Here is a 21,301-nt window from a genome sequence, read left to right as displayed (position 1 = left end):
GCATGGAACTGCGCCAACTGCGTTATTTCGTGCGCGTGGTCGAAGCGGGCAGCATCGGCCGCGCGGCCACGTCCATCGGCATGGTCACGTCGGCGCTCAGCCAGCAGATCAGCCGGCTGGAAGGCGAACTGTCCACCCGGCTGCTGCAACGCAGCGCCAGCGGCGTGGTGCCCACGGACGCGGGCTTGGCGTTTTTTCGGCAGGCCCAACTGGCGCTGCGCCATGCCGATGACGCCGTGCAGGCCGCGCAGCAGGCACGGCTGGCCGGCCATGTCAGCGTGGGCTTGTCGTCCACCACCGCCGCCATTCTGGGTGCGCCGTTCCTGCAAGCCATGAACGAGCGCTACCCCGACATCCGGCTGCATCTGGTCGAGGCGCTGTCGGGCCATCTGGCCGACATGCTCAACGGTCGCCTGCTGGACCTGGCCATCGTGTTCCAGGCCGAATCCGCGCGGCGCTGGAGCATCATGCCGCTGTTGGACGAACCCCTGTTCCTGTGCGCGCGGCGCGACATGCCGGGCCTGCCTGACGGCGACACGACGCGGCTGGCCGACATCGCACACCTGCCGCTGGTGCTGCCCAGCGGGCGCCACGGCCTGCGGGCGCTGGTCAACAACGCGTTCCTGCAACTGGGTCAGACGCCGCGCGTGGTGGCGGAAGTTGATGGCTTGTCGCTGTTGATGGACGTGGTGCAACTGGGCAACGCGGCCACCATCCAGCCCAGTTCGGCTACGGCGCGCATCGCGCCCGGGCAGTTGCACATGGCGCGCATTGAAGACGCCCACCTGTTTCGCCCCAATCTGCTGGTCAGCCTGTCCGACGATGAACTGTCGCCCGCGGCGCTGGCCGCCCGCCTGGTGCTGGCCGATGTGTCGCGCACCCTGGCGCGCGACGACAAATGGGCGGTGGTGGCTCTTCACGATTCGTGAAGACCCGTTGACGCCCGCCTGATATCGCGCGCGGTCTCCGCTAGGTAGAGTCGTCCCCCTTGATGTAAGGGGCAATGACATGGTGGATGTCTTGGTGGTGGGCGGGGGCAACGCGGCGCTGTGCGCGGCCCTGATGGCGCGCGAGGCCGGCGCAAGCGTATTGCTGCTGGAGGCCGCGCCCCGTGAATGGCGTGGCGGCAATTCGCAGCACACGCGCAATCTGCGTTGCATGCACGATGCCCCGCAGGACGTGCTGACCGACGCCTATCCCGAAGAGGAATACTGGCAAGACCTGTTGAAGGTGACCGGTGGGCAAACCAACGAACACCTGGCGCGCCTGGTCATCCGCGAATCTTCCACCTGTCGGGACTGGATGCGCCGCCATGGCGTGAACTTCCAGCCGCCGCTGTCGGGCGCGCTGCACGTGGCGCGCACCAACGCCTTTTTCATGGGTGGCGGCAAGGCGCTGGTGAATGCCTACTACCGCAGCGCCGAGGCGCTGGGCGTGCAGATCCGCTACAACGCGCCGGTGGATGCGCTGGAACTGGAAGACGGCCGTTTCAAGGCCGCGCGCATCGGGGATGAACGCATCGAGGCCCGCGCCTGTGTGCTGGCCGCGGGCGGCTTCGAGTCCAACCGCGAATGGCTGCGTGAAGCCTGGGGCCAGAACGAACGCGGCGAATGGCCGGCCGACAATTTCCTGATCCGTGGCACGCGCTTCAACATGGGCGTGCTGCTGAAGTTCATGCTGGACGCGGGCGCGGACGGCATCGGTGACCCCTCCCAATCGCACTGCGTGGCGATCGACGCGCGCGCCCCGCTGTACGACGGCGGCATCTGTACGCGCATCGATTGCGTGTCTTTGGGCGTGGTGGTCAACCGCGACGCCGTGCGCTTCTACGATGAAGGCGAAGACTTCTGGCCCAAGCGCTACGCCATCTGGGGCCGCCTGACCGCCATGCAGCCCGGGCAGATCGCCTATTCCATCATCGACGCCAAGGCCATCGGCCGCTTCATGCCGCCGGTGTTTCCGGGCGTGAAGGCCGACACGCTGCCCGAACTGGCCGACAAGCTGGGGCTGGACCCCGCCACCTTCGAACAGACCCTGCGCGACTACAACGCCGCGTGCCGCGTCGGCACCTTCGACCACACCGCGCTGGACGACTGCCACACCGAAGGCATCGCGCCTGCCAAGACACATTGGGCGCGGCCCATCGATACCGCGCCGTTCTACGGCTACGCCCTGCGCCCGGGCATCACCTTCACCTATCTGGGCTTGAAGGTGGATGACACCGCCGCCGTGCGCTTTAACGACGTGCCCAGCGACAACCTGTTCGTGGCCGGCGAAATGATGGCCGGCAACGTGCTGGGCAAGGGCTATACGGCGGGCGTGGGCATGTCCATCGGCACGGCGTTTGGCCGTATTGCCGGCACCCGGGCCGCCGCCGCCGCGCGCGCCCAGACCCTTGCGAAGAGCACGATATGAAGCAGCTTGAAGCCCTGGCCCGCGAGGCGCAGTCGTTTTCCACCGCCCATGCCGAACCGCCCGCCGGCCCGGCCATGGTCGAGCACCCCGTCCAGTGGCGCGGCAAGACCGCCAAGCCGCAGGCCGACCTGCTGACCGACGACGAAACCGAAGTCGCGCGTGTCATGCAGATATGCAATGCCTGCCGCTATTGCGAAGGGTTTTGCGCGGTGTTTCCGGCCATGACGCGCCGGCTGGAATTCGGCAAGGCCGACCTGAACTACCTGGCCAACCTGTGCCACAACTGCGGCGCCTGTCTGCACGCCTGCCAGTACGCGCCACCGCACGAATTCGCGGTGAACGTGCCGCAGGCCATGGCCAAGGTGCGGGTGCAGACCTACACCGACTACGCCTGGCCCGCCGCGCTGGGCACGCTGTACAAGCGCAACGGGCTGGCCTTGTCGCTGGCTACCGCCGGCGGCCTGGCACTGTTTCTGGTGCTGGCCGTGCTGATGGCGGGCGGGCTGTTCCATGAGCCCATGGCCGGCAACTTCTATGCCGTGTTCCCGCACAACACGTTGGCGCTGATGTTTGGCGTGGTGTTCGGGTTTTCGATGCTGGCCTTGGCGGTGGGCGTCACGCGCTTCTGGCGCAACGTCAGCCCGGGGGCGGCGTCTGGCGCCGCTGTGGCTGAAGCGGCACACGACGCGCTGCGGCTGCGCTATCTGGATGGCGGCCACGGCAAGGGCTGCAACAACGCGGACGATGCCTTCACCTTGTGGCGGCGGCGCTTTCATCACTTCACGTTCTACGGCTTCATGCTGTGCTTCGCGGCCACCTGCGTGGCCACGCTCTACCACTATCTGCTGGGCCTGCAAGCGCCGTATCCGTTCTTCAGCGCGCCGGTGCTGCTGGGCACGGTGGGCGGCATCGGCCTGCTGATCGGGCCGGCCGGTTTGCTGTGGTTGAACATCAAGCGCCATCCGCAACAAGGCGACACCGCACAAAAGCCGATGGACCGGGGCTTCATCGTGCTGCTGTTCCTGACCAGCGCCACTGGCCTGGCGCTCTTGGCGGGACGCGATGGCAGTGCGATGGCGCTGCTGCTGGCCATCCACCTGGGCGTGGTGATGGCGCTGTTCCTGACCTTGCCCTACGGCAAGTTCGCCCACGGCATTTACCGCTCGGCCGCCTTGCTGAAGTGGTCGATCGAAAAGCGCCAGCCCAACAAGCTGCAACTCGGGTCGGACTGAGCCGGCCCCATCCCACACGGGCATGACGGCGCCCCAGGGAGGGCGCCGCATTCGATTACAAACGAGGAGACTTCAATGAGCCATAACCGATTGCTGGCGCGCGTTGCGCTGGCCGCCTGTTTCACACCGGTGCTGCCGGCCGCGCAGGCGCAGTCCTTCCCGAGCAAACCCATCACGCTGGTCGTGCCGCACTCGGCGGGCGGCACGTCGGACATCCTGGCGCGCACTGTCGCGGCGGAGGCGGGCAAGACGCTGGGCCAAAGCATCATCATCGAGAACAAGGGCGGCGCCAACGGCACCATCGCGGCCAAGCAGGTGGCCACATCCGCGCCGGACGGCTACACGCTGCTGCTGGCCACCGCCAGCACGCATGGCATCAACCCGTCGCTGTATTCGCGCATTTCGTATGACGCGGTCAAGGACTTCACGCCCGTCACGCTGTTGGCCACGGTGCCGAACGTGTTGGTGATCGGCCCCAACGTCAAGGCCGCCAATGTGCAGGAGCTGATCGCCTACATCCGTGGGCAGGGCGACAAGACCAACATGGGGTCGGCGGGCGCGGGCACGCCGGGTCATCTGGCCGGCGAGATGTTCAAGAGTTCGGCGAAGCTGACGTTCACACACGTGCCGTACAAGGGCGGCAGCCCCGCCATTACCGATTTGATCGGTGGTCAGATCGACTTCATGTTCACCACCATTCCGGGCGTGCTGCCGCATGTGAAGGCGGGCACCTTGCGCGCGCTGGCGGTGACGTCGCCCGAACGCTCGCCGGCCTTGCCCGATGTGCCCACGATGGCCGAGTCCGGCCTGCCGGGCTTTCAGGCGGTGTCGTGGCACGGCGTGGTGGCGCCCGCAGGGACGCCGGACGCCGTCGTCGCCACGCTTAACCAGGCCTTGAGCGGCGCGCTGGCCGCGCCCGCCGTGAAGCAACGCCTGATGGAAGAGGGCGCGCAGGCCTCCAACGTGAACACGGCTGCGTTCGGCAAGTTCATCCAGACCGAGATCGCGACCTGGGCACAGGCGGTGAAGGATTCCGGCGCGACGGCAAACTGAAGCGGGGTGGTGGCCGGCGGGGCGCATGCTAGGATTTCCGGCATGCTGAAAACCTTGTTGTTTACGCTGCTGGCGGCCCTGCCGGCAGCCGCCCTTGCCGCGAATCCTGTTGACGCGAATCCTGTTCCCACGAACACCGCGCCCACGGATGCTGCCTCCACGCGTTCATCTTCCTCTCATGACCAGCAATGCCTGTACGCCGCCAAGCAGGACGGCGGCATGCTGGAGCCCGCCGATCAATGCGCGCGGGTGGCGGGCGACACGGTCGTGTTCGCGGCCGACGTGCTTGGGCGCATGGACTTCAACGAGGATGGCTTGTCGCCGGTATTCACGCACGGATCGTGGCGCTGGGTACGGCCCGATGGAAAATCGGTAGCTGTCGTCACCTTCGACAATTTTGCGGATGACTTCGAAGACGGCCTGACGCGCGGCCCGTGGTCGGGCGGGATGGCCTATTACGACAAGCAGCTCAACCGCGTGCTGGCTACCGACTATGAATGGGTCGACCGCTACAGCGGCGGGCTGGCCGTGGTGTGCGAAGGTTGCCGCAAGGCGGTCACGCCGGATGGTGAGCACAGCTACATGACGGGCGGCCAATGGGGCGCCATCGACCGCCAGGGCAAGCTGGCGCTGCCCCTGCGGCCGGATGCGGCATCGCTGATGCGCGAGGTCGAGGCGGCACGCGCGGCGGCTGCGTCCACAGGCCGCTAAGGACAACGTCGCTGACCAAAAATCCGCGAATTAAAAGCCCGCTACCCACAAACCGGCCGACCACAAACCCCTGCCCCTAACCACCCGCCAGCAGCTTGCCCAATGTCGCCATCCCCTGTTCCATGTCGGCGTTCCAGGGATGCCCATGGTTCAAGCGCAGGAAATTCCGGAAGGCGCCCGACGACGAAAACAGCGGCCCCGGCGCGATGCTGATGCCGTGATCCAGCGCGGCGCGGTGGACCTTCAACGTGTCGATGTGCGCGGGCAATTCCACCCACACAAAGTACCCGCCCGCAGGCCGCGGGGGGGGGGTGGCCTTCGGGAAATAGCGCGCCACGGCTTGCAGCAGTTCGCCTTGCTGCACGGCCAGCGCCTGGCGGAACTGGCGCAGGTGGCGGTCGTAGCCGCCTTTGTCCAGATAGGCGGCAATGGCGGCCTGTGTGGGCGCGGCGGTGGCCAGGCTGGTGGTGAGCTTGTTGCGCATGATCTGCCGCGTATAGCGTCCGCCCGCCACCCAGCCCACGCGGTAACCCGGCGCCAGCGTCTTCGAAAACGACGAGCAGTGCATCACGATGCCTTCCTTGTCGAAGGCCTTGGCCGGGCGCGGCCGGTGTTCGCCGAAATACAGCTCGCCGTAGACGTCGTCTTCAATCAGCGCAACGTCATGCCGGGTCAACAGCCGGACCAGCGCTTCTTTTTTTCTGTCGGGCATCAGGCTGCCCAGCGGATTCTGGAAGGTGGTCATCAACCAGCAGGCGCGCGGCCGGTGCTGCACGATGGCGTCTTCCAGCGCTTGCAGGTCGATGCCTTCGCGCGGATGCGTGGCCACTTCGATGGCGTGGAGCTGGTTGCGTTCCAGCGATTGCAGGGCGGCGTAGAAGGTGGGGGATTCCACGATGACCGCATCGCCGGGTTTGGTTACCGCCGCCAGGCTCAGGTTCAGCGCGTCCAGCGCGCCGTTGGTGATGATGATGTCGTCCACCGGCACCGTCAGGCCATCGGCCAGGTAGCGCAACGCGATGGCGCGGCGCAGCGCCGCATCGCCCGGGCTGAGGTCGTCGATGGACCCCCACGGGTCCAGCCGCTGCGCCGCCGACGCCATGAACTTGCCCAGCCGTGCGTAGGGCAGCAGCGACGGGCTGGGAAAGGCGGATCCAAAAGGCGTCATGTCGCGGCGCAGCGTGGCGTTAAGCACTTGCAGCACGTTGTCGCTGACGTCCACCGGGTGGCGGCCGGCGGTAGCGCTGGACAAGCCGTCCAGCTCGGGCAGGGCGGCGTGCGGCGCGCGCAGCACGTAGTAGCCGGACCGGTCGCGCGCACGGATCAGGCCGCGCGCTTCCAGCAGGTAATAGGCCTTGAACACCGTGGACGGGCTGACGCCCCGGCTGGCGCTGGTCTGCCGTACCGAAGGCAGGCGGTCGCCCACTTGCAGCAAGCCCGAACTGATTGAGTTGGTGATGTCTTCCGTCAGCCTTTCATAGCGCTTCATGGCGGTTCCGATTCAAGGGGAATAGGGTGGGGCAAGCAGGGGCGCGCGGGCTCATGTCGACATGCCGACGGCGCGCATCAGCAGCCGCAGCGCGTAGGCCGCGACGCCCAGCGCCGCGACGCTGGCGGCCCAGATCAGCGCCAGCCAAAGCAGGCGGCTGCGCCACGCAGCCGGAGTCGCGCGGGCGGCGTCAGGGGTTGTCGTCAAGGAAGGCATCAATGAAACTCCTCGCCGGTACGGACCTTGCCGCGAAACACGTAGTACGACCAGGCGGTGTAGACCAGGATAATCGGAATGATCAGCAGCGCGCCGACCAAGGCGAAACCCTGGCTTTGCGGGGGCGCGGACGCCGTCCAGATCGAGATGTCAGGCGGAATGATGGCGGGCCAGATGCTGATGCCCAAGCCGGTGTAGGCCAGGAACACCAGCGCCAGCGACAGCAGGAAGGGGCCGGCGGCGGGTGTGCCGCGCACGCGCCGGATCAGGTCGAAGCCGGCGGCGGCCACCAGTACTGGTACAGGCAGAAACCAGAACATATTGGGCAGGCTGAACCAGCGCTGCGCGATATGCGGTTGCGCCAAGGGCGTCCACACGCTTAGCACCGCGATCACGGCAAGCAGCGCGCACGTCAGCGGCCGCGCGATCGCACACATGTGGCGGTGCAGCCGGCCTTCGGTCTTCATGATGAGCCAGGTGCAGCCCAGCAAGGCGTAGCCCGCCACCAGCCCCAGGCCGGTGAACAGCGAGAACGGGCTGATCCAGTCCCACGCGCCGCCTTGGTAGGCGCGCCCCACCACCGCAATGCCTTCGATGTAGGCGCCCAGCGTCACGCCCTGGAAGAAGGTCGCCGTGACCGAGCCGAACACGAAAGCCAAGTCCCAGTAGGGGCGATGATGTTCATCGGCCTTGAAGCGGAATTCGAACGCCACGCCCCGAAACACCAGGCCCAGCAGCATGAACACCAGCGGCAAGTGCAGCGCGCTGAGAATCACGGAATACGCCAGCGGAAACGCCGCCATCAGGCCCGCGCCGCCCAGCACCAGCCAGGTTTCGTTGCCGTCCCAGACGGGCGCCACCGTGTTGACCATGACGTCGCGTTCATCGCGGTCACGGATCAGCGGAAACAGGATGCCGATGCCCAGGTCAAAGCCATCCATGACCACGTACATCATCACGCCGAACAGGATGATGACGGCCCATATCAATGCAAGGTCGATGCCCATGGCGTCAGACTCCGGAAGGCTTGCGAGGCGCGGGTTCGATGCCCGCCAGCGTGGAGGCGGCGGACAGCGGGCGCGAGGGTTGGCGCGGTTCACCTGGGCCGCCCGACAGCGGCGCGTGGCCGGGGGCGGGGCTGGGGCCCATGCGGATCAGGCGCAGCATGTACGACACGCCCGCGCCGAACACCAGCAGGTACACAGCCACGAACAAGGCCAGCGTCAGCGTCAGTTCGCCGACGCCATGCGGCGTGGCCGCGTCGGCCGTGCGCATCACGCCGTAGACGATCCACGGCTGGCGGCCGATCTCGGTCACGTACCAGCCGGCCAGCATCGCAACGATGCCCGACGGCCCCATCCACAGCGCAAAGCGTTGCAGCGCGCGCGACTCATACAGCCGACCGCGCCAGCGCGTCCACAGCGCCCAGCCGGCCAGCAGAATCATCAGCATGCCCAGCCCGGCCATGATGCGAAACGACCAGAACACCACGGTGGCGTTGGGCCGGTCTTCGGGCGGATACGACTTCAGCCCGGGAAACTGGCCGTCCCAGCTATGCGTCAGGATCAGGCTGCCCAGGCGCGGGACGTTCAGCGCAAAGCGCGTTTCTTCGCGTTCCATGTCGGGAATGCCGAAGAGCGTCAGCGGCACGCCCGCGCCCGGTTCGTTTTCCCAGTGGCCTTCAATAGCGGCGATCTTCGCGGGCTGGTGCTTCAGCGTGTTCAAGCCGTGAAAGTCGCCCACCACGGCTTGCAGCGGCGCCACCAGCAACAGCATGCCCATCGCCATGGCGAACATCTTCTTCACGGCGGGGCTGCGGTCACCGCGCAGCAGGTGCCACGCGCCGGACGCGCCCACCATCAACGCGGTCGCCAGGAACGCGGCGATGCCCATGTGCGCCAGGCGGTAGGGGAACGACGGGTTGAAGATCACGGCGAGCCAGTCGGTGGGTACGACGCGCCCGTCCAGGATCTCGTAGCCGGCGGGCGTCTGCATCCAGCTGTTGGACGCCAGGATCCACGTGGCCGACACCAGCGTGCCCAGCGCCACCATGATGGTCGAGAAAAAGTGCAACCCCGGGCCCACGCGCGTCCAGCCGAACAGCATCACGCCCAGGAAGCCGGCTTCCAGGAAAAAGGCGGTCAGCACTTCGTAGGCCAGCAGCGGCCCCGTGACGCTGCCGGCGAAGTCCGAGAAAAAGCTCCAGTTGGTGCCGAACTGGTACGCCATCACCAGGCCGGACACCACGCCCATGCCGAAGTTGACGGCAAAGATCTTGGTCCAGAAGTGGTAAAGGTCGCGATAGACGGGCTTGCCCGTGCGCAGCCAGAAGCCTTCCAGCACGGCCAGATAGCTGGCCAGGCCTATCGTGATGGCGGGAAAGACGATGTGAAAAGAAATGGTGAACCCGAACTGTATTCGGGCAAGCAATAGCGCGTCGCCATGCATAGCGGTCTTCCTGATAAGCGGTGTCCTACGCTTTGAACGGTAGATCCGGCGCGCGAAGTAGTACAGATTCAGAATTCAGATAAAAAAGCGGATCAGTTTGGCCGACTGCGCCTCCAAAGCCAGGCAAGACGCGGGCTGGCGCGCTGTGCTCCGGCAATATTCCGGGAGCGTGCATGGCCCTGAATAAGCAGATCAGGTTGGCAGGCCCAGGCTATGGCGGCGGATTCTGGCCTCGGCCGGGACACGGTTCCCGCAAGCGGTCCATTCGGCTACGATGGGAGCCCGCTGTTGGAACAACCTTCATCGACGCTTGCCGCAGGCCGCCGTCCTTCGCCCAGAGATACCCGATAGTTATGAGCATGACCAAAACGAAGGGCACGTCCGGTAAAGCCCAGGCGTTGCCGCACCGCATCCGCGACCAGTTGCGTTACGAAATCCTGACGGGCGCCTTGCCCGCGGGCACCCCGCTCAAGCAGGACGCCTTGGCCACGCGCTTCCAGGCCAGCCGCATTCCCGTGCGCGAAGCGCTGCGCCAACTGGAAACCGAAGGCTTGGTGGCGTATCACCTGAACCGGGGCGCGGTTGTCATCCGCATGGACGTGGACCAGATCTGCGAACTGCTCGACATCCGTATCGCGCTGGAAGGCTATGCCGTGCGCGCCGCCGTGCCCAACATGGCGCGGGCCGATCTGGACAACTTGGAAGCCATTCTCAAGGCCTACGACGAGGCCGATTCCGTGTCGCAATGGGCCGAACTGAACCGCCGCTTCCATCTGGCCTTGTGCGCGCCCGCGAACAACACGCGGCTGCGTCGGCTGATCGAGGAATACGGCTTGAATACCGACCGCTACACGCACGAGATGATGTCGCAGGCCACCGGCAAGGAAGGCCCGCAGTCGGACCATTACCGCATCCTGGAAGCCTGCCGTCAGCAGGACGGCGCCTTGGCGGCAAGCCTGGTTGAAGCGCACATCATTGAAACCAAGAAGAACCTGGTGGCCATGCACCGCATGCGCCAGGACGGCTGAACGGCTGAACGGCCCGCGCGGGGCGGGCCTTCAAGACGTGCCGACGGGACTCGGCTACGCCGCGCGGCCGCCCAGATAAAGCTCGCGCACCTGCGCGTCGTTCATCAGCGCCTGCGCCTCGCCCGTGATGGCAACGGTGCCCATCGACAGCACATACGCCCGGTCGGATATCCGCAGCGCTTCCATGGCGTTTTGCTCCACCATCAGAATCGTCACGTCTTCCTTGGCGCGGATGCGCTGGATGGCCTCGAACACTTCGCCCAGCGTCTTGGGCGACAGGCCGGCCGAGGGTTCGTCCAGCAGCAGCAGGCCGGGCGACGGCATCAGCGCGCGCGCCAGCGCCAGAATTTGCCGTTCGCCGCCCGACAGGGACGCGGCGGGGGCATCCAGCTTGCGTTGCAGCACGGGGTAGTGCTCGCACAAAGTACGCACGCGCGCCGCGCACTGCGCCTTGTCCAGCGCATTGCCGCCCACCAGCAGGTTTTCCCGCACGGACAGCGCGGTGAAGACGTTCTCGGTCTGCGGCACGAAACCCAGGCCATGGCGCAGAATTTTCTCGTGCACCGGAAAGCGCGAGATGTCCTTGTCGCCCAGCATGACGCGGCCCTCGCGCGGTTTGAGATACCCGGCGATGGTTTTCAACAGGGTCGATTTGCCGCAGCCGTTCGGCCCCAGCAGCGTCACGATTTCCGCCTTGCCGGCATACAGTGAAATGCCGCGCAGGATGTCCACGTCGCGCGTGTAGCCGGCGACGACGTTGTCCACTTCGATCATTTTTTCTCTCATCACGCGGCCTCCATGCGCAACACGGGCGAGGCATTGGCGCCGGCGGCGGGCTTGGCGGCGGCGCCGCCCAGATACGCTTCCAGCACGCGCTCATTGGAGGCCAGCTCGTCGGGCCGGCAGTCGGCCACGATGTGGCCCCGGTCCAGCACGATGCAGCGGTGGCAGACTTCGCGAATGAAATGCATGTCATGCTCGACGATCACGATCGTCATGCCGGCCTGGTTCAGGCGCTGCAAGGCGCCGACGATGTCGCTGCGCAGATTCGGATGGACGCCCGCGGTGGGCTCGTCCAGCATCAGCATGCGTGGATGCGCCATCAGCGCGCAGACGATGCCCAGCAGCTTTTTCTGGCCGCCCGAGATCGCGGCGGCGGATAAATCACGCACCGGCGTCAGCAGCAGTTGGTCCAGCAGCGCGTCGGCCTGCGCCCGCGCGCGGGCTTCCGCCTGCCGCGCCGCCCGCGTGCCGAACAGGCTTTCCCAGACACCGTGGTGTTCCACCGACGCGGCCATGGCCACTTCGGCCACCGACATCTTGCGCGGCATCGAGGGCAACTGGAAGCTGCGCGCGATACCGGCACGGACAATCTGGTGCGCGCTGAGCTTGTCGATGCGCCGGCCTTCGAATAGAACGCTGCCGGCGTCGATGGATTCGAAACCGGTAATGGTGTTCAGCAGCGTGCTCTTGCCGGAACCGTTCGGGCCCAGCAGGCCCACGATTTCGCCGGGGCGGATGGCAAAGCCCACTTTTTCCAGCACGCGATTGCCGCCAAACGCCTTGGCCACCGAATCGACCTGCAATGCATATGGGGTGGTCATGGCATTTTCCTCATCTTTTCCGGCAGCAGCCCTTCGCTGCGCCACAACAGGCATCCCAGCAGAATGAATCCGATCAAGCCCAGACGCAGCGCGCCGGCAATGTCGGAGCCAAAGCCGAATGCATCCTTGGCGAACGGCACCAGCGTGTAGGCGGTCTGTACCAGCACCACGCCCAGCACCACGCCGGAGAAATTGCCGATGCCGCCGATCATCAACATGGTCCAGAGCAGGAAGGTTTCCGACGCGAGCAGATAGTCGGGGCCGACAAAGCTCATGTAGTGCGCGTAGAGCGAGCCTGCCAGCGCCGTGACCGCCGCGCCCGCCATCACGGCGCGGGACTTCAAGGACATCAGGTCATAGCCCATGCAGGCCGCCAGCTTCGGTTCTTCGCGCATCACCCGCAAGGCGCGGCCGAAGCGGCTGTAGGCCAGCCGCCGCAGCAGCACGGCGGCGGCTGCCGCCAACACCAGCACCAGGCCCAGGAAGGCCAGCGCTCCGCTCTTGCCGTCCATGCCGCCGAACACGGCGGGAATCCCGCTGATGCCCTGCGCGCCATTGGTCAGCCAGAGTTCGTTGGTGGCGATGGTGCGGATGATCTCGGCAATGGCCAGCGTGGCGATGCCCCAGTAGTCGGCCGCCAATTGCTTGCCCAGCCGCGCAATGCCCCAGCCCAGCGCCATGGCGACGGCCACGCCCGCCACGGCGCCCAGCGCCGGATGCCAGCCCGCGTGCACGGCGATACCGGTGCCGTAGGCGCCGATGCCCGCGAACGCGATGTGGCCGAAGTTCAGCAAGCCGGCCAAACCTGCCTGCAAGTTCAGGCCCAAGGCCATCAAGGCGAAGATGGCGCCGAAGGTCAACGAAGAGATCAGGAAATCAAACACGGCGCACCTCGCGGTCAAACAGGCCGTAGGGCTTGAACAGCAAGGCCAGCAGCAGGATCAGGAACGACGCCGCGCTGATATAGGCCACGGGCAGGAACGCCACGGGCTTGGCGTAGAGCCAGCCGAAGTTCAGGTTGGTCACCAGCGTTTCGGTCAACGCAATCAGGAACGCGCCCGCGACCGCGCCCAAGGGGTTGCCCAGACCGCCCAGAATGGCGGCGGCGAACACGGGCAGCAGCAGGTCCGTTCCCAGGTTGATGTGCGCGCCCGTGGACAAGGCCAGCAAGCCGCCGCCCAGGCCGGCCAGCGCGCCGCTGGCAAACGCCACCTGGCAGGTAATGCGCGAGGCGTTCAGCCCACTGGCATCGGCCAGCGCGGGGTTGCACGACAGCGCGCGCATGGCGCGGCCGGCGCGGGTGTAGAACAACAGCAGCGTAAAGCCCGCCAGCAACACGGCGGTGGTCGACACGGCGGCGATTTGCGTCACGGTAACGCTGGCATCCCCCAGCCAGATCGGCTCGGACAGGGGCAGGTTGAACATCCGCGGGAACGACCCGGCGATGCCCTGACAGAACGCAATCAGCAGCATGGACAGCGCCAGCGAGCCGATCATGGTGATGGCCGGCCCCGCGCGCAGCAGGCGGCGGAACACCAGCAGGTGGAAGGTCAGCGCCATGGCGCCGGTCAGCAGGCTTGCGGCCAGCAGCGCCAGCGGCAAGGGCAGGGCCACGGCGCTTAGCGCATAGGTAAGGTAGGCGCCCACCATGGCGTATTGCACGTGGGCGATGTTCGGAAATTTGACCAGCCCATACACCATGCTCAAGCCCAGCGCGATCAGCGCCAGGTCGGAACAGCGTAGCAGCGTGTCGACGAGAATCTGGGTCATCTTGTTGACTCGAAAGACGGTGGGGAAAGCCGGCTGGGAAAGCCGGCTGGGGAATGCGGCGCGAAAAAAAGGCCGGCGCCATTCCCCAACGGCGCCGGCCAAGGCCTTATCAACGGACGACGATCTTGCCTTGATCGGACTTCAGCTTGGCGTAGGGCGGGTCGATGCGCTGGCGGTCGCTGTCGAACTTGATGAAGCCGGTGACGCCTTCGTAGCCCTTCTGGCCCAACTGGGTCAGCGCGGCCTGGATGTCGGCGGGCGCGGTGGACTTGGCCTGGTTCATGGCGGCGGCGGTCAGCAGCACGGCGTCATAGGCGTAGCCGGTGTAAGACGTCTTGAAGCCGTCCTTGTAGCGGGCCTTGAAGGCTTCGGCGTATTCGCGGCCCTTGGGACCCAGCACCGAGCCCACTTCCATGCCGATCTGGCCTTGCGCGATGTTGGCCGGTGTGTCGCTCAGGCACATGCTCAGCAAGATGCCGTACCAGGGCGTCTTGCGCAGGCCCAGCTCAAAGGCCTCGCGGTTGATCACGGCCGATTCCTGGCCGTAGGCGGTGTAGATGTAGGCGTCGGGCTTGCTGCGCGACATCTGTTGCAGCTCACGGCGGTAGGTGGACTGGCCGGCCGTGTACAGCACTTCGGTCACGATCTTGCCGCCCAGCTTTTCGAATTCTTCCTTGTAGCCATGCGCCACGCCCTGGCCGTAGGCGTTGTTGGGCGCAATGATGGCCACGTTGCGGTAGCCCTGGTCCCAGGTGTCCTTGGCCGAGAAACGGTTGCCCTTGTCTTCCAGGCCGATCAGGTTGAAGGACGTGGCGCCCAGGTCACGGATCTTGACGCTGGTGCTGGCGATGTTGATGTGCGTCACGCCTTCCTTCACCAGGTACTGGCCCAGCGGAATGGAAATGCCCGACGAGTATTCGCCGATCACCACCGGCACCTTGTCCACGCTGACCAGCTTGCGCGCGGCGTTCAAGGCGGTGGTGGGGTTGCCGCCCGAGTCTTCGATGACCACGGCGAACTTCTTGCCCATCACGCCGCCGTCGGCATTGACCTTTTCCACGGCCAGATCCACGGCGCGGCGCACATCTTCACCGACGGTGGCGTTGGCGCCGGTCAAGGACAGGACCGCGCCCATCTTCACGGTTTCCTGCGCCTGTGCGCCGGCGCCGGCCAGCGACAACATCAGGCAGGAGGCGCCCAGCAGCGGGCGGACGTTGAATTTCATGGTGTGTTCCCCTCGAAGGATTGCCGGCCCCGCGTCTGATGCGCGTGGGGGCCGGCGGTGCTGGTAAGGCCGGGGGCAGTGCCCTCGGCTTGCATACGAGGGCAGGCTTCTGGATACTAAAACTACAGATTGCATCCAATCCTGCTCAAGTGGATGCAAATATACGAGGCACGGGCCGCGTCAACAATATGGGGTTAACCCGTTACCTGCTGTTTCAAACGCAGTTTGGAAGGGTGGGTTGCACCTTTGTTCCACCCCTGAAACAACCGCGCCCGCCGACGGAGGCCGTGGGCGGGCGCTTCAAGCAGGTCGGACCAGATGATCAGTACATGTGCTGGCCGCCATTCATGGCGACATTGCTGCCGGTCATGAACCCGGCGGCGTCGCTGCACATGAACGCCACCAGCGCGGCAACCTCTTCGGGCTGGCCGAGCCGCCCGACCGGGATCTGCGGCAGTATCTTTTCCTTCAAGACGTCTTCGGGCACGGCCTGCACCATGCGCGTGTCCAGGTAACCCGGCGACACGGTGTTGACGGTGACGCCCTTGCTGGCCAGTTCCAGCGCCAGCGCCTTGGTGAAGCCATGAATGCCGGCCTTCGACGCGGCGTAGTTGGTCTGGCCGAACGCGCCCTTGCTGCCGTTCACGGACGAAATGTTCACGATGCGGCCCCATCCACGCGCGGCCATGCCGGCGCATAGCGGCTGCGTCATATGGAATAGGGAATCCAGGTTGCTGTGCATGACCTCGGTCCACTGTTCCAGGCTCATCTTGGCCAGCCGGGCATCGCGCGTGATGCCCGCGTTGTTGACCAGGATGTCGATGCTGCGCTCGTCCTGTTCCAGCCGCTGCATCAGCGCCTGGCACGAGGCGTGGTCGCCGACGTCCACCTGGTACAGCGCGAAGCGGCGGCCGCGCGATGCTTCTTCTTCCGCCCAGGCGCGCGCGGCGTTTTCGCTGGTGTGATAGGTCGCGATGACGTCGTGGCCGGCGTCGTGCAAGGCCTGCGCGATGGCCTGGCCCAGGCCACCCGCGCCGCCCGTCACCAGTGCTGTGCGTTTAACCGTCATGGTGGGCTCCTGCTTGGCTGGCGTCGCGCATGGCCGAGCAAGCAGCGGCCATCTGGTCTGACATGGCCGACCAGATTTGCGTCATCGGCGACGAGGCCAGTGTCATGCCGCCGCCGGTGGCAACTTTGAACCAGCCGCTCATGGCTTCACCCAGCCCGGCCGCCAGCGCCGCTTGTTCCTGCAGCGCCGCGTGCGTGATGGCCTGGCTGGCTTCCAACTGGCTTTGCCATTGCTTGCGGGTGATCTCGCCCCACGCGGGCGCGATGTTCTGCCAGCTGCCGGGCTGCTGCAGCGGAGCCAGCGCGGACAAGTATTTGTTGGCGTTCTCGTCGGCCAGGCGCCGGCCAAGTTCCAGCCAGCGTTGCTGGCTGTCTTGCGCAAGCTGCGCCAGCCGTTCGCAGTAGGCGGCGTTGGCGCCGGCGATTCCTTGGGGTGTGGAGGCAGTAGGTTTCTTCATCATCCGTCCTTGTCGAAGTGGGTAAGGGGTAACGAATCAGTCCTCAAGCCGTCAGGTTGGGGGCAGCCGGCGCGCTGGGCGTGGCGTTCGTCAACAATAGCCCAGCGCGGACCCGTAACACCAGTCTGCGTCCGGCGTCTCTTTGCCATGTATGACCTGGCGCAAGTTATCGTGGCGCGCGCACCGAGACAGCGCCGAGACAGCGCCGAGACAGCGCCGAGATGGCGCCAAAGTAACTTGACGTTACTCCATGCTTGGTGTGTCATTCAGCGACGCCGTATTGGCGCTGCTTGGACTTTTCAGCGAGGCGGTTTTGCCCACATCAGGAATGACGGTTCGCGTGCCTTCCTGGAGATACCTGCCGGTGGCCTTTGCCTTGGTGCTTCCGGTTGTGTTGTGCGCCGTCGAGACCTGGTTCTATGCCAAGAAGCAGCAGCGCACGGAAGCCGAAGCGGCCGCGCAGATCGTGCGCGTGCAAGTCGAGAACATCCTGGCGCAGGCCTGGCCCGTGTTGGACCAGGTGGCGGACCTGACGCCGCAGCCCTGTGCCGACGTGTTGCCCCAACTGCGCCGCTGGGGCACGCTAAACCCGTATTTTCGGTCCCTGGTCTTGTCGAACGACCGGCACATCTATTGTTCGTCGGCCGTCGGCGAAGTGGATTTCCAGTTAGGCGACTTTCGCCAATGGCCCATTGACGGCACGCCCGACCGCTGGCTGTTTTCCGTGGCAGGCACGCCGTTGGCGCCGGATCGCCCGGCCATCCTGCTGGGCAAACCGGGCGCGCCCGGATACAGCGGCGCCGTCGCCGTGGATGGCCGCTACGTGCTGGACTTGCTCAACGCCGTCGCCACCTTGGGCGACTATCGCCTGGAACTGATCGTGGGCAAGGGGGCGCCGATCCGCAGCGATTCCTGGCACGCGTCCGATGCGGGCGTTGAACCCGTGTATGACGAGGTCACGCGCAACAATGGGCGCGTGGCGCTGACCATCCATGTGAAGGCGCCCACCGCCAGCCTGATCGACGCCTGGCGGCAGCTTTTGCTGGGCTATCTGCCCGCGGCCTTGTTGATTGGCGCGGGCTTGGCTTTCGCGGCCTATCGCCTGCAATTGAACCGGCTGTCTTTCAAGGAGCAGTTGCGCCGCGCCATGCTGGCTGATGAATTCTAGGTGCACTATCAACCCGTGTATGGGCAACTGACGGGGCAGTGCGAAGGCGTCGAAGCGCTGATGCGTTGGAACCGCCCCGGCGTGGGCTTCGTGCGCCCGGACATCTTCATCGCGGCGGCCGAGGCAGAGGGCATGATCATCCCCTTGACGCAGCACCTGCTGCGCTTGATCGAGCGCGACATGCAGTCCTGGGCGACGCCGCCTGACTTTCATGTGGGCGTGAACATCGCGCCCGAACATCTGTCCAGCAGTGCGTTGGTGCCCGACATCCAGGCGTTCATGAACAAGGTCGCGGCGCGCCGGCCGTTGATCGTGCTTGAGATCACCGAGCGCAGCCTGATCTCGGACAGCGGCCAGGCCCGCCGCAATATCGATGCGCTGCGCGCGGCGGGCGTGCGCGTGGCCATTGATGATTTCGGCACCGGCCATTGCTCGCTGTCGTACCTGCAGAAATTCCCGGTGGATTATCTGAAGATCGACAAGGGCTTCGTGCATGCGATCCTGCCGACCGGCGAAGACGCGCCGGTGCTCGACGTGATCATTACGCTGGCGCATCGCCTGAACTTGGCGGTGGTGGCCGAAGGGGTCGAAACGCAAGAGCAGTTTGGTTATCTGACCACGCGCGGCGTGGCCTTCATCCAGGGATATTTGTTTGCGCGGCCCATGCCGTCGGCCGATTTCGTGCCGTGGTATGCACAGCATTCCCCACCCGGCGCGCAGGCGGCGTAGCGGCTGTACTTGCGGTGGCTGCGGCATGTGTAGCCGGCAAAGAAGGGCAGCCGGAAAAGAAGGGCAGCTGGAAAAGAAGGGCAGCCGGCAAAGAAGGGCAGCCGGAAAAGTCAGGCGGGTTTCGCCTGCGGCTCGACCTTGGCGAAGAACAGATCCGTAATGGCTTGACCATCCATGGGTTCGCCGTTGATGGCGCGCGCCAGCAGTTCCGCGCCCAGCAATTGCACCGAAAACACCAGGTCCGGCTGCACCCGCCGGATCTTCTCCAAGTGCTTGCTGGTGTTGACCAACGCCACCGTCTTCGCGCCGCCTTCGCCCGTGGCTTCCTTGGCCGCCAACACGATGAATGCGTTTTCGGCGTCGTCGTCGCGCAGCGCCAGCACGTAGCGCGCGCGCGTCACGCCCGCGCTGTGCAAGACTTCCACGCTGGACGGATCGCCTTCGATCAGGTCCGTGGCGGCGGGGTATTCGTGCGGCGTGCCGGGCGGCACGATCACGGTGACTTCGTCGCCCCGGCGGCGCAGCCCGGCATAGACGCTGAGCGCCAGCGGCGTGGCGCCCGCGATGATGATGTGGTTTTTTCTCATGGCGGTGGAAAACCTGCCTTTGACAAGCCGTTTCAAATTGCCGCCGATCACCGGGCCGGCAATCGCGCTGATGGACGTGGCGAACACGGTAATGCCAAGAATGATAATCGACGCGGTAAACAGCCTGGCCGTGATGCTGTGCGGCGTGATGTCGCCATAACCCACCGTGGACATGGACACGATGGCGAAGTAGAACGCGGTGCCCATATCCTGCACCGGCGGGTTGAATTCGTTGCCCAGGTACAGCGTGCCGAAGACTGCGTAGATCAGCAGCGACAGCACGCTGACCAATGCAAACAGCGAACCCGCCGTGACGCTCGCGCGGTCAAAGCGCCGCCAGTAGACGATAAGCGCAATCAGCAGCACCAGCGTGTACACGCCCAGCCCCGCGCGCCCGGCCTCGCCAAGAATCGCAAAGGTGCCGATACCGATCAGCAGCACCAGCGAGAACGCCCACGCGATCCGCGCTTTCAGGATCAGCCCGATGGCAATCACTTGCAGCCCCACGCCCAGCACCAGCCGTGGGATTTCCAGCAGGCCGACCACGCGCATCACTTCGTGCCAGTTGTCCAGCGCAAGCCAAAACGAATATTCGCGTGCGCGTACTTCCTTCAGCACGGGGTGCATGAAGGCATAGCCGTCCAGCGCGACCAAGATGGCCAGGCACCAGTTGGGCGAGAACAGCGCGCGGAATTTCTTGAGCCGGCGTGACAGCGAAAGCGAGTTCAGGGGCATTGGACTGATCCTTTAGTCCGCATTTTAGGACGATGCGACCGGAGGCCCTGCTATATCAAATAGGTATGGAAGACTATCAACAAAGAATTACTGGATTCCCGGGCCAAGTCATAAACTTCGTTCATCACGCGGCTATCGAAGTGGAAAACCGCTGATATGGATGGAAGGTCGGCCAGTCGTCGGGGCAGGCCCGAGATCCAGGCGTTGATCACGTTGCAGCTTGCGTGGGGACTAGAGACCCGGCGCAGGTTCACGGTCGGACCGTGCGTGAGCAGTATGAGGCACGAATGTTGGAATCGCGTGATCCAGGTAGAAGGCATCAGTGCCGGCTGATGACTCCGGGTTCACGTGTTGTTTTAGCGCGGCGTCTTACCTCTCGGGGGCAGCGCCGCGTTTTTTTCGCCTGTGTTCAGTGTTCAACGATGAACAGGCAAGGCCTCACGGGCCATCTCAATTTGCCGCGTCCGCATCCTCGGTTTCGCGGCGCCATTCTTCCAGCCCCTCTTGCCGGCTGTCTTCCCCCGAAGTCCGATAGTCCAGATCCAGCGTGATGTCCGCGGCGAACATATAGCCCCAGCCATGCACAGCGCGAATCGGCAAGGTCATTTGATTGGCAGCCGCCTTGCGACGCAGACGGCTGATCATCACATCCACGAAGCGTCGGCGTGTGATGCCGCTATCGGCATCGTCGGCCCCGTCGGCATAGAAGGCGTCGCGGCTGACCTTGCGGTCCGGCGCCGTCACCAGCCGCGACAGGAAATCTCGTTCTCCGGTCGTCAAACCTAGTGTGCGGCCATTCGGGCTGATCAAGGTCCAACCCTTGTTTGCCAACCGCCAGGCTTCCTGCGTGGGCTCTTCGGCGTGCGCGTCGGCGGTGGGTTCCATGCCGTCCAGGCCCACTGCGCGGCGCACCAACGCTTGCAGCGCCGCCGCCAATTCCAGACCGGTTACGTCAGGGGGCAGGCAGGCATCCGCGCCGCAAAGCAACGTGCGGATGCGGCTTTCAGAGTCGGTGAAGGCGGCAATCGCCACGATGCCCAAGCCCCGGTCCACCGCTCGCAAGCGCACGGCGGCATTGTGGATATCGGAAAGCGGCGCGTCCAATACCACCAGCGGACTGGGGCGTCGGGAGTAGCGGTCGTAGACGTCGATCAAGTCATGACAGCGGCGTACGCAGAAACCCAAATGCGATAAGGCGTCCACAAGCCTGGTGTGCTTGGCATCGTCATTGCCAAGGAAAATGACATCCAGCGTGTTATTCATTGATGCTTCCAATGAGGGGCGCGGCGTAAGACGGCGCGCCATGACGAGACCGTGCGGCGGTGGTTTTTTGAATGTGGGCGGGGAATCCGGCCGGTTGCTTGT

Annotated in this window: 21 protein-coding genes; 8 read left to right on the top strand and 13 right to left on the bottom strand. The window is 65.3% G+C overall.

All coding sequences use genetic code 11. The annotated features are described in order from the left end of the window. Window positions 1-2: 2 nt before the first annotated feature. From ACE04A_RS22660 to ACE04A_RS22640, 5 genes are all read left to right on the top strand, one after another. Complete coding sequence (locus ACE04A_RS22660) at window positions 3-929, top strand: LysR family transcriptional regulator (RefSeq protein ID WP_448716505.1); 927 nt, start codon at window positions 3-5, stop codon at window positions 927-929. A gap of 79 nt (window positions 930-1,008) precedes the next feature. Beyond that, a complete protein-coding gene (gene tcuA, locus ACE04A_RS22655) occupies window positions 1,009-2,415 on the top strand; it encodes an FAD-dependent tricarballylate dehydrogenase TcuA (protein WP_050449450.1) in 1,407 nt (468 codons plus the stop codon). Further along, on the top strand, window positions 2,412-3,647 hold the full coding sequence (tcuB, locus tag ACE04A_RS22650) for a tricarballylate utilization 4Fe-4S protein TcuB (RefSeq protein WP_448716504.1): 1,236 nt from the start codon (window positions 2,412-2,414) through the stop codon (window positions 3,645-3,647). The genes tcuA and tcuB overlap by 4 nt, the downstream gene beginning before the upstream one ends. 75 nt (window positions 3,648-3,722) lie before the next feature. After that, window positions 3,723-4,700 carry a Bug family tripartite tricarboxylate transporter substrate binding protein gene (locus ACE04A_RS22645; protein WP_259250407.1) on the top strand — a complete coding sequence of 326 codons (978 nt, stop codon included), beginning with the start codon at window positions 3,723-3,725 and terminating at the stop codon, window positions 4,698-4,700. 42 nt (window positions 4,701-4,742) lie between these two features. Beyond that, window positions 4,743-5,411, top strand: a complete 669-nt coding sequence (locus ACE04A_RS22640) for a WG repeat-containing protein (protein ID WP_448716502.1) — start codon at window positions 4,743-4,745, stop codon at window positions 5,409-5,411. Between the two features lie 76 nt (window positions 5,412-5,487). On the opposite strand, the gene ACE04A_RS22635 is transcribed toward ACE04A_RS22640, so the two are convergent. The 4 genes from ACE04A_RS22635 to ACE04A_RS22620 are packed head-to-tail and all read right to left on the bottom strand — an operon-like array spanning window position 5,488 to window position 9,564. Beyond that, a complete protein-coding gene (locus ACE04A_RS22635; RefSeq protein WP_485820545.1) occupies window positions 5,488-6,900 on the bottom strand; it encodes an aminotransferase-like domain-containing protein in 1,413 nt (470 codons plus the stop codon). Window positions 6,901-6,951: 51 nt separating this feature from the next. Then, complete coding sequence (locus tag ACE04A_RS22630; RefSeq protein WP_448716499.1) at window positions 6,952-7,116, bottom strand: DUF2474 domain-containing protein; 165 nt, start codon at window positions 7,114-7,116, stop codon at window positions 6,952-6,954. Further along, a complete protein-coding gene (cydB, locus tag ACE04A_RS22625) occupies window positions 7,116-8,123 on the bottom strand; it encodes a cytochrome d ubiquinol oxidase subunit II (RefSeq protein ID WP_259250398.1) in 1,008 nt (335 codons plus the stop codon). The genes ACE04A_RS22630 and cydB overlap by 1 nt, the downstream gene beginning before the upstream one ends. 4 nt (window positions 8,124-8,127) lie before the next feature. Continuing rightward, window positions 8,128-9,564, bottom strand: a complete 1,437-nt coding sequence (locus ACE04A_RS22620; protein ID WP_259250396.1) for a cytochrome ubiquinol oxidase subunit I — start codon at window positions 9,562-9,564, stop codon at window positions 8,128-8,130. A 359-nt stretch (window positions 9,565-9,923) separates the two neighbouring features. Between ACE04A_RS22620 and ACE04A_RS22615 the strand changes: the two genes are divergently transcribed. Then, a complete protein-coding gene (locus ACE04A_RS22615; protein WP_279995730.1) occupies window positions 9,924-10,592 on the top strand; it encodes a GntR family transcriptional regulator in 669 nt (222 codons plus the stop codon). Window positions 10,593-10,646: 54 nt separating this feature from the next. On the opposite strand, the gene ACE04A_RS22610 is transcribed toward ACE04A_RS22615, so the two are convergent. The 7 genes from ACE04A_RS22610 to ACE04A_RS22580 all read right to left on the bottom strand — a co-directional run bounded on the left by ACE04A_RS22610 (window position 10,647) and on the right by ACE04A_RS22580 (window position 16,717). Beyond that, the gene (locus ACE04A_RS22610) at window positions 10,647-11,366 is read right to left on the bottom strand and encodes an ABC transporter ATP-binding protein (RefSeq protein WP_259251500.1); all 720 of its coding nucleotides are present in this window, start codon (window positions 11,364-11,366) and stop codon (window positions 10,647-10,649) included. 11 nt (window positions 11,367-11,377) lie between these two features. Continuing rightward, on the bottom strand, window positions 11,378-12,196 hold the full coding sequence (locus ACE04A_RS22605) for an ABC transporter ATP-binding protein (protein WP_259250391.1): 819 nt from the start codon (window positions 12,194-12,196) through the stop codon (window positions 11,378-11,380). After that, window positions 12,193-13,080, bottom strand: a complete 888-nt coding sequence (locus tag ACE04A_RS22600) for a branched-chain amino acid ABC transporter permease (protein WP_127185815.1) — start codon at window positions 13,078-13,080, stop codon at window positions 12,193-12,195. Before ACE04A_RS22600 ends, ACE04A_RS22605 begins: the two co-directional genes overlap by 4 nt. Further along, on the bottom strand, window positions 13,073-13,966 hold the full coding sequence (locus tag ACE04A_RS22595; protein ID WP_259250386.1) for a branched-chain amino acid ABC transporter permease: 894 nt from the start codon (window positions 13,964-13,966) through the stop codon (window positions 13,073-13,075). The genes ACE04A_RS22600 and ACE04A_RS22595 overlap by 8 nt, the downstream gene beginning before the upstream one ends. A gap of 109 nt (window positions 13,967-14,075) precedes the next feature. Next, the gene (locus ACE04A_RS22590; RefSeq protein ID WP_100854390.1) at window positions 14,076-15,191 is read right to left on the bottom strand and encodes an ABC transporter substrate-binding protein; all 1,116 of its coding nucleotides are present in this window, start codon (window positions 15,189-15,191) and stop codon (window positions 14,076-14,078) included. Between the two features lie 322 nt (window positions 15,192-15,513). Continuing rightward, window positions 15,514-16,260, bottom strand: coding sequence for an acetoacetyl-CoA reductase (phbB, locus tag ACE04A_RS22585; protein ID WP_448716498.1), 747 nt, complete (start codon window positions 16,258-16,260; stop codon window positions 15,514-15,516). Then, window positions 16,250-16,717, bottom strand: a complete 468-nt coding sequence (locus tag ACE04A_RS22580; protein ID WP_310508916.1) for a hypothetical protein — start codon at window positions 16,715-16,717, stop codon at window positions 16,250-16,252. Before ACE04A_RS22580 ends, phbB begins: the two co-directional genes overlap by 11 nt. 340 nt (window positions 16,718-17,057) lie before the next feature. Between ACE04A_RS22580 and ACE04A_RS22575 the strand changes: the two genes are divergently transcribed. Together ACE04A_RS22575 and ACE04A_RS22570 are read left to right on the top strand one after the other, a co-directional pair. After that, window positions 17,058-17,885 (top strand): CSS-motif domain-containing protein, encoded by an 828-nt coding sequence (locus ACE04A_RS22575; RefSeq protein ID WP_485820544.1) that lies wholly within the window; start codon window positions 17,058-17,060, stop codon window positions 17,883-17,885. Further along, window positions 17,886-18,614: an EAL domain-containing protein gene (locus ACE04A_RS22570; protein WP_485820543.1), complete on the top strand. Its 729-nt coding sequence runs from the start codon at window positions 17,886-17,888 to the stop codon at window positions 18,612-18,614. Window positions 18,615-18,724: 110 nt separating this feature from the next. Here ACE04A_RS22570 and kch read toward each other — a convergent pair whose 3' ends face one another. Continuing rightward, the gene (gene kch, locus ACE04A_RS22565) at window positions 18,725-19,936 is read right to left on the bottom strand and encodes a voltage-gated potassium channel protein (protein WP_259250375.1); all 1,212 of its coding nucleotides are present in this window, start codon (window positions 19,934-19,936) and stop codon (window positions 18,725-18,727) included. Window positions 19,937-20,386: 450 nt separating this feature from the next. Further along, the gene (locus tag ACE04A_RS22560; RefSeq protein ID WP_279995734.1) at window positions 20,387-21,199 is read right to left on the bottom strand and encodes a winged helix-turn-helix domain-containing protein; all 813 of its coding nucleotides are present in this window, start codon (window positions 21,197-21,199) and stop codon (window positions 20,387-20,389) included. Between the last annotated feature and the right edge of the window lie 102 nt (window positions 21,200-21,301).

It is taken from the genome of Achromobacter colocynthidis (genome assembly GCF_057334535.1).
This window is presented reverse-complemented; position numbering and strand designations above follow the sequence as displayed.

Excerpts from the sequence above, each read along its gene's own strand:
- tcuB (WP_448716504.1), top strand. The coding sequence starts at position 2,412 with ATGAAGCAGCTTGAAGCCCTGGCCCGCGAGGCGCAGTCGTTTTCCACC.
- ACE04A_RS22640 (WP_448716502.1), top strand. The coding sequence starts at position 4,743 with ATGCTGAAAACCTTGTTGTTTACGCTGCTGGCGGCCCTGCCGGCAGCC.
- ACE04A_RS22630 (WP_448716499.1), bottom strand. The coding sequence starts at position 7,116 with ATGCCTTCCTTGACGACAACCCCTGACGCCGCCCGCGCGACTCCGGCT.
- tcuA (WP_050449450.1), top strand. The coding sequence starts at position 1,009 with ATGGTGGATGTCTTGGTGGTGGGCGGGGGCAACGCGGCGCTGTGCGCG.
- ACE04A_RS22645 (WP_259250407.1), top strand. The coding sequence starts at position 3,723 with ATGAGCCATAACCGATTGCTGGCGCGCGTTGCGCTGGCCGCCTGTTTC.
- ACE04A_RS22660 (WP_448716505.1), top strand. The coding sequence starts at position 3 with ATGGAACTGCGCCAACTGCGTTATTTCGTGCGCGTGGTCGAAGCGGGC.
- ACE04A_RS22605 (WP_259250391.1), bottom strand. The coding sequence starts at position 12,196 with ATGACCACCCCATATGCATTGCAGGTCGATTCGGTGGCCAAGGCGTTT.
- ACE04A_RS22595 (WP_259250386.1), bottom strand. The coding sequence starts at position 13,966 with ATGACCCAGATTCTCGTCGACACGCTGCTACGCTGTTCCGACCTGGCG.
- ACE04A_RS22580 (WP_310508916.1), bottom strand. The coding sequence starts at position 16,717 with ATGAAGAAACCTACTGCCTCCACACCCCAAGGAATCGCCGGCGCCAAC.
- ACE04A_RS22560 (WP_279995734.1), bottom strand. The coding sequence starts at position 21,199 with ATGAATAACACGCTGGATGTCATTTTCCTTGGCAATGACGATGCCAAG.
- ACE04A_RS22620 (WP_259250396.1), bottom strand. The coding sequence starts at position 9,564 with ATGCATGGCGACGCGCTATTGCTTGCCCGAATACAGTTCGGGTTCACC.
- ACE04A_RS22635 (WP_485820545.1), bottom strand. The coding sequence starts at position 6,900 with ATGAAGCGCTATGAAAGGCTGACGGAAGACATCACCAACTCAATCAGT.
- ACE04A_RS22615 (WP_279995730.1), top strand. The coding sequence starts at position 9,924 with ATGACCAAAACGAAGGGCACGTCCGGTAAAGCCCAGGCGTTGCCGCAC.
- cydB (WP_259250398.1), bottom strand. The coding sequence starts at position 8,123 with ATGGGCATCGACCTTGCATTGATATGGGCCGTCATCATCCTGTTCGGC.
- phbB (WP_448716498.1), bottom strand. The coding sequence starts at position 16,260 with ATGACGGTTAAACGCACAGCACTGGTGACGGGCGGCGCGGGTGGCCTG.
- kch (WP_259250375.1), bottom strand. The coding sequence starts at position 19,936 with ATGCCCCTGAACTCGCTTTCGCTGTCACGCCGGCTCAAGAAATTCCGC.
- ACE04A_RS22590 (WP_100854390.1), bottom strand. The coding sequence starts at position 15,191 with ATGAAATTCAACGTCCGCCCGCTGCTGGGCGCCTCCTGCCTGATGTTG.
- ACE04A_RS22610 (WP_259251500.1), bottom strand. The coding sequence starts at position 11,366 with ATGATCGAAGTGGACAACGTCGTCGCCGGCTACACGCGCGACGTGGAC.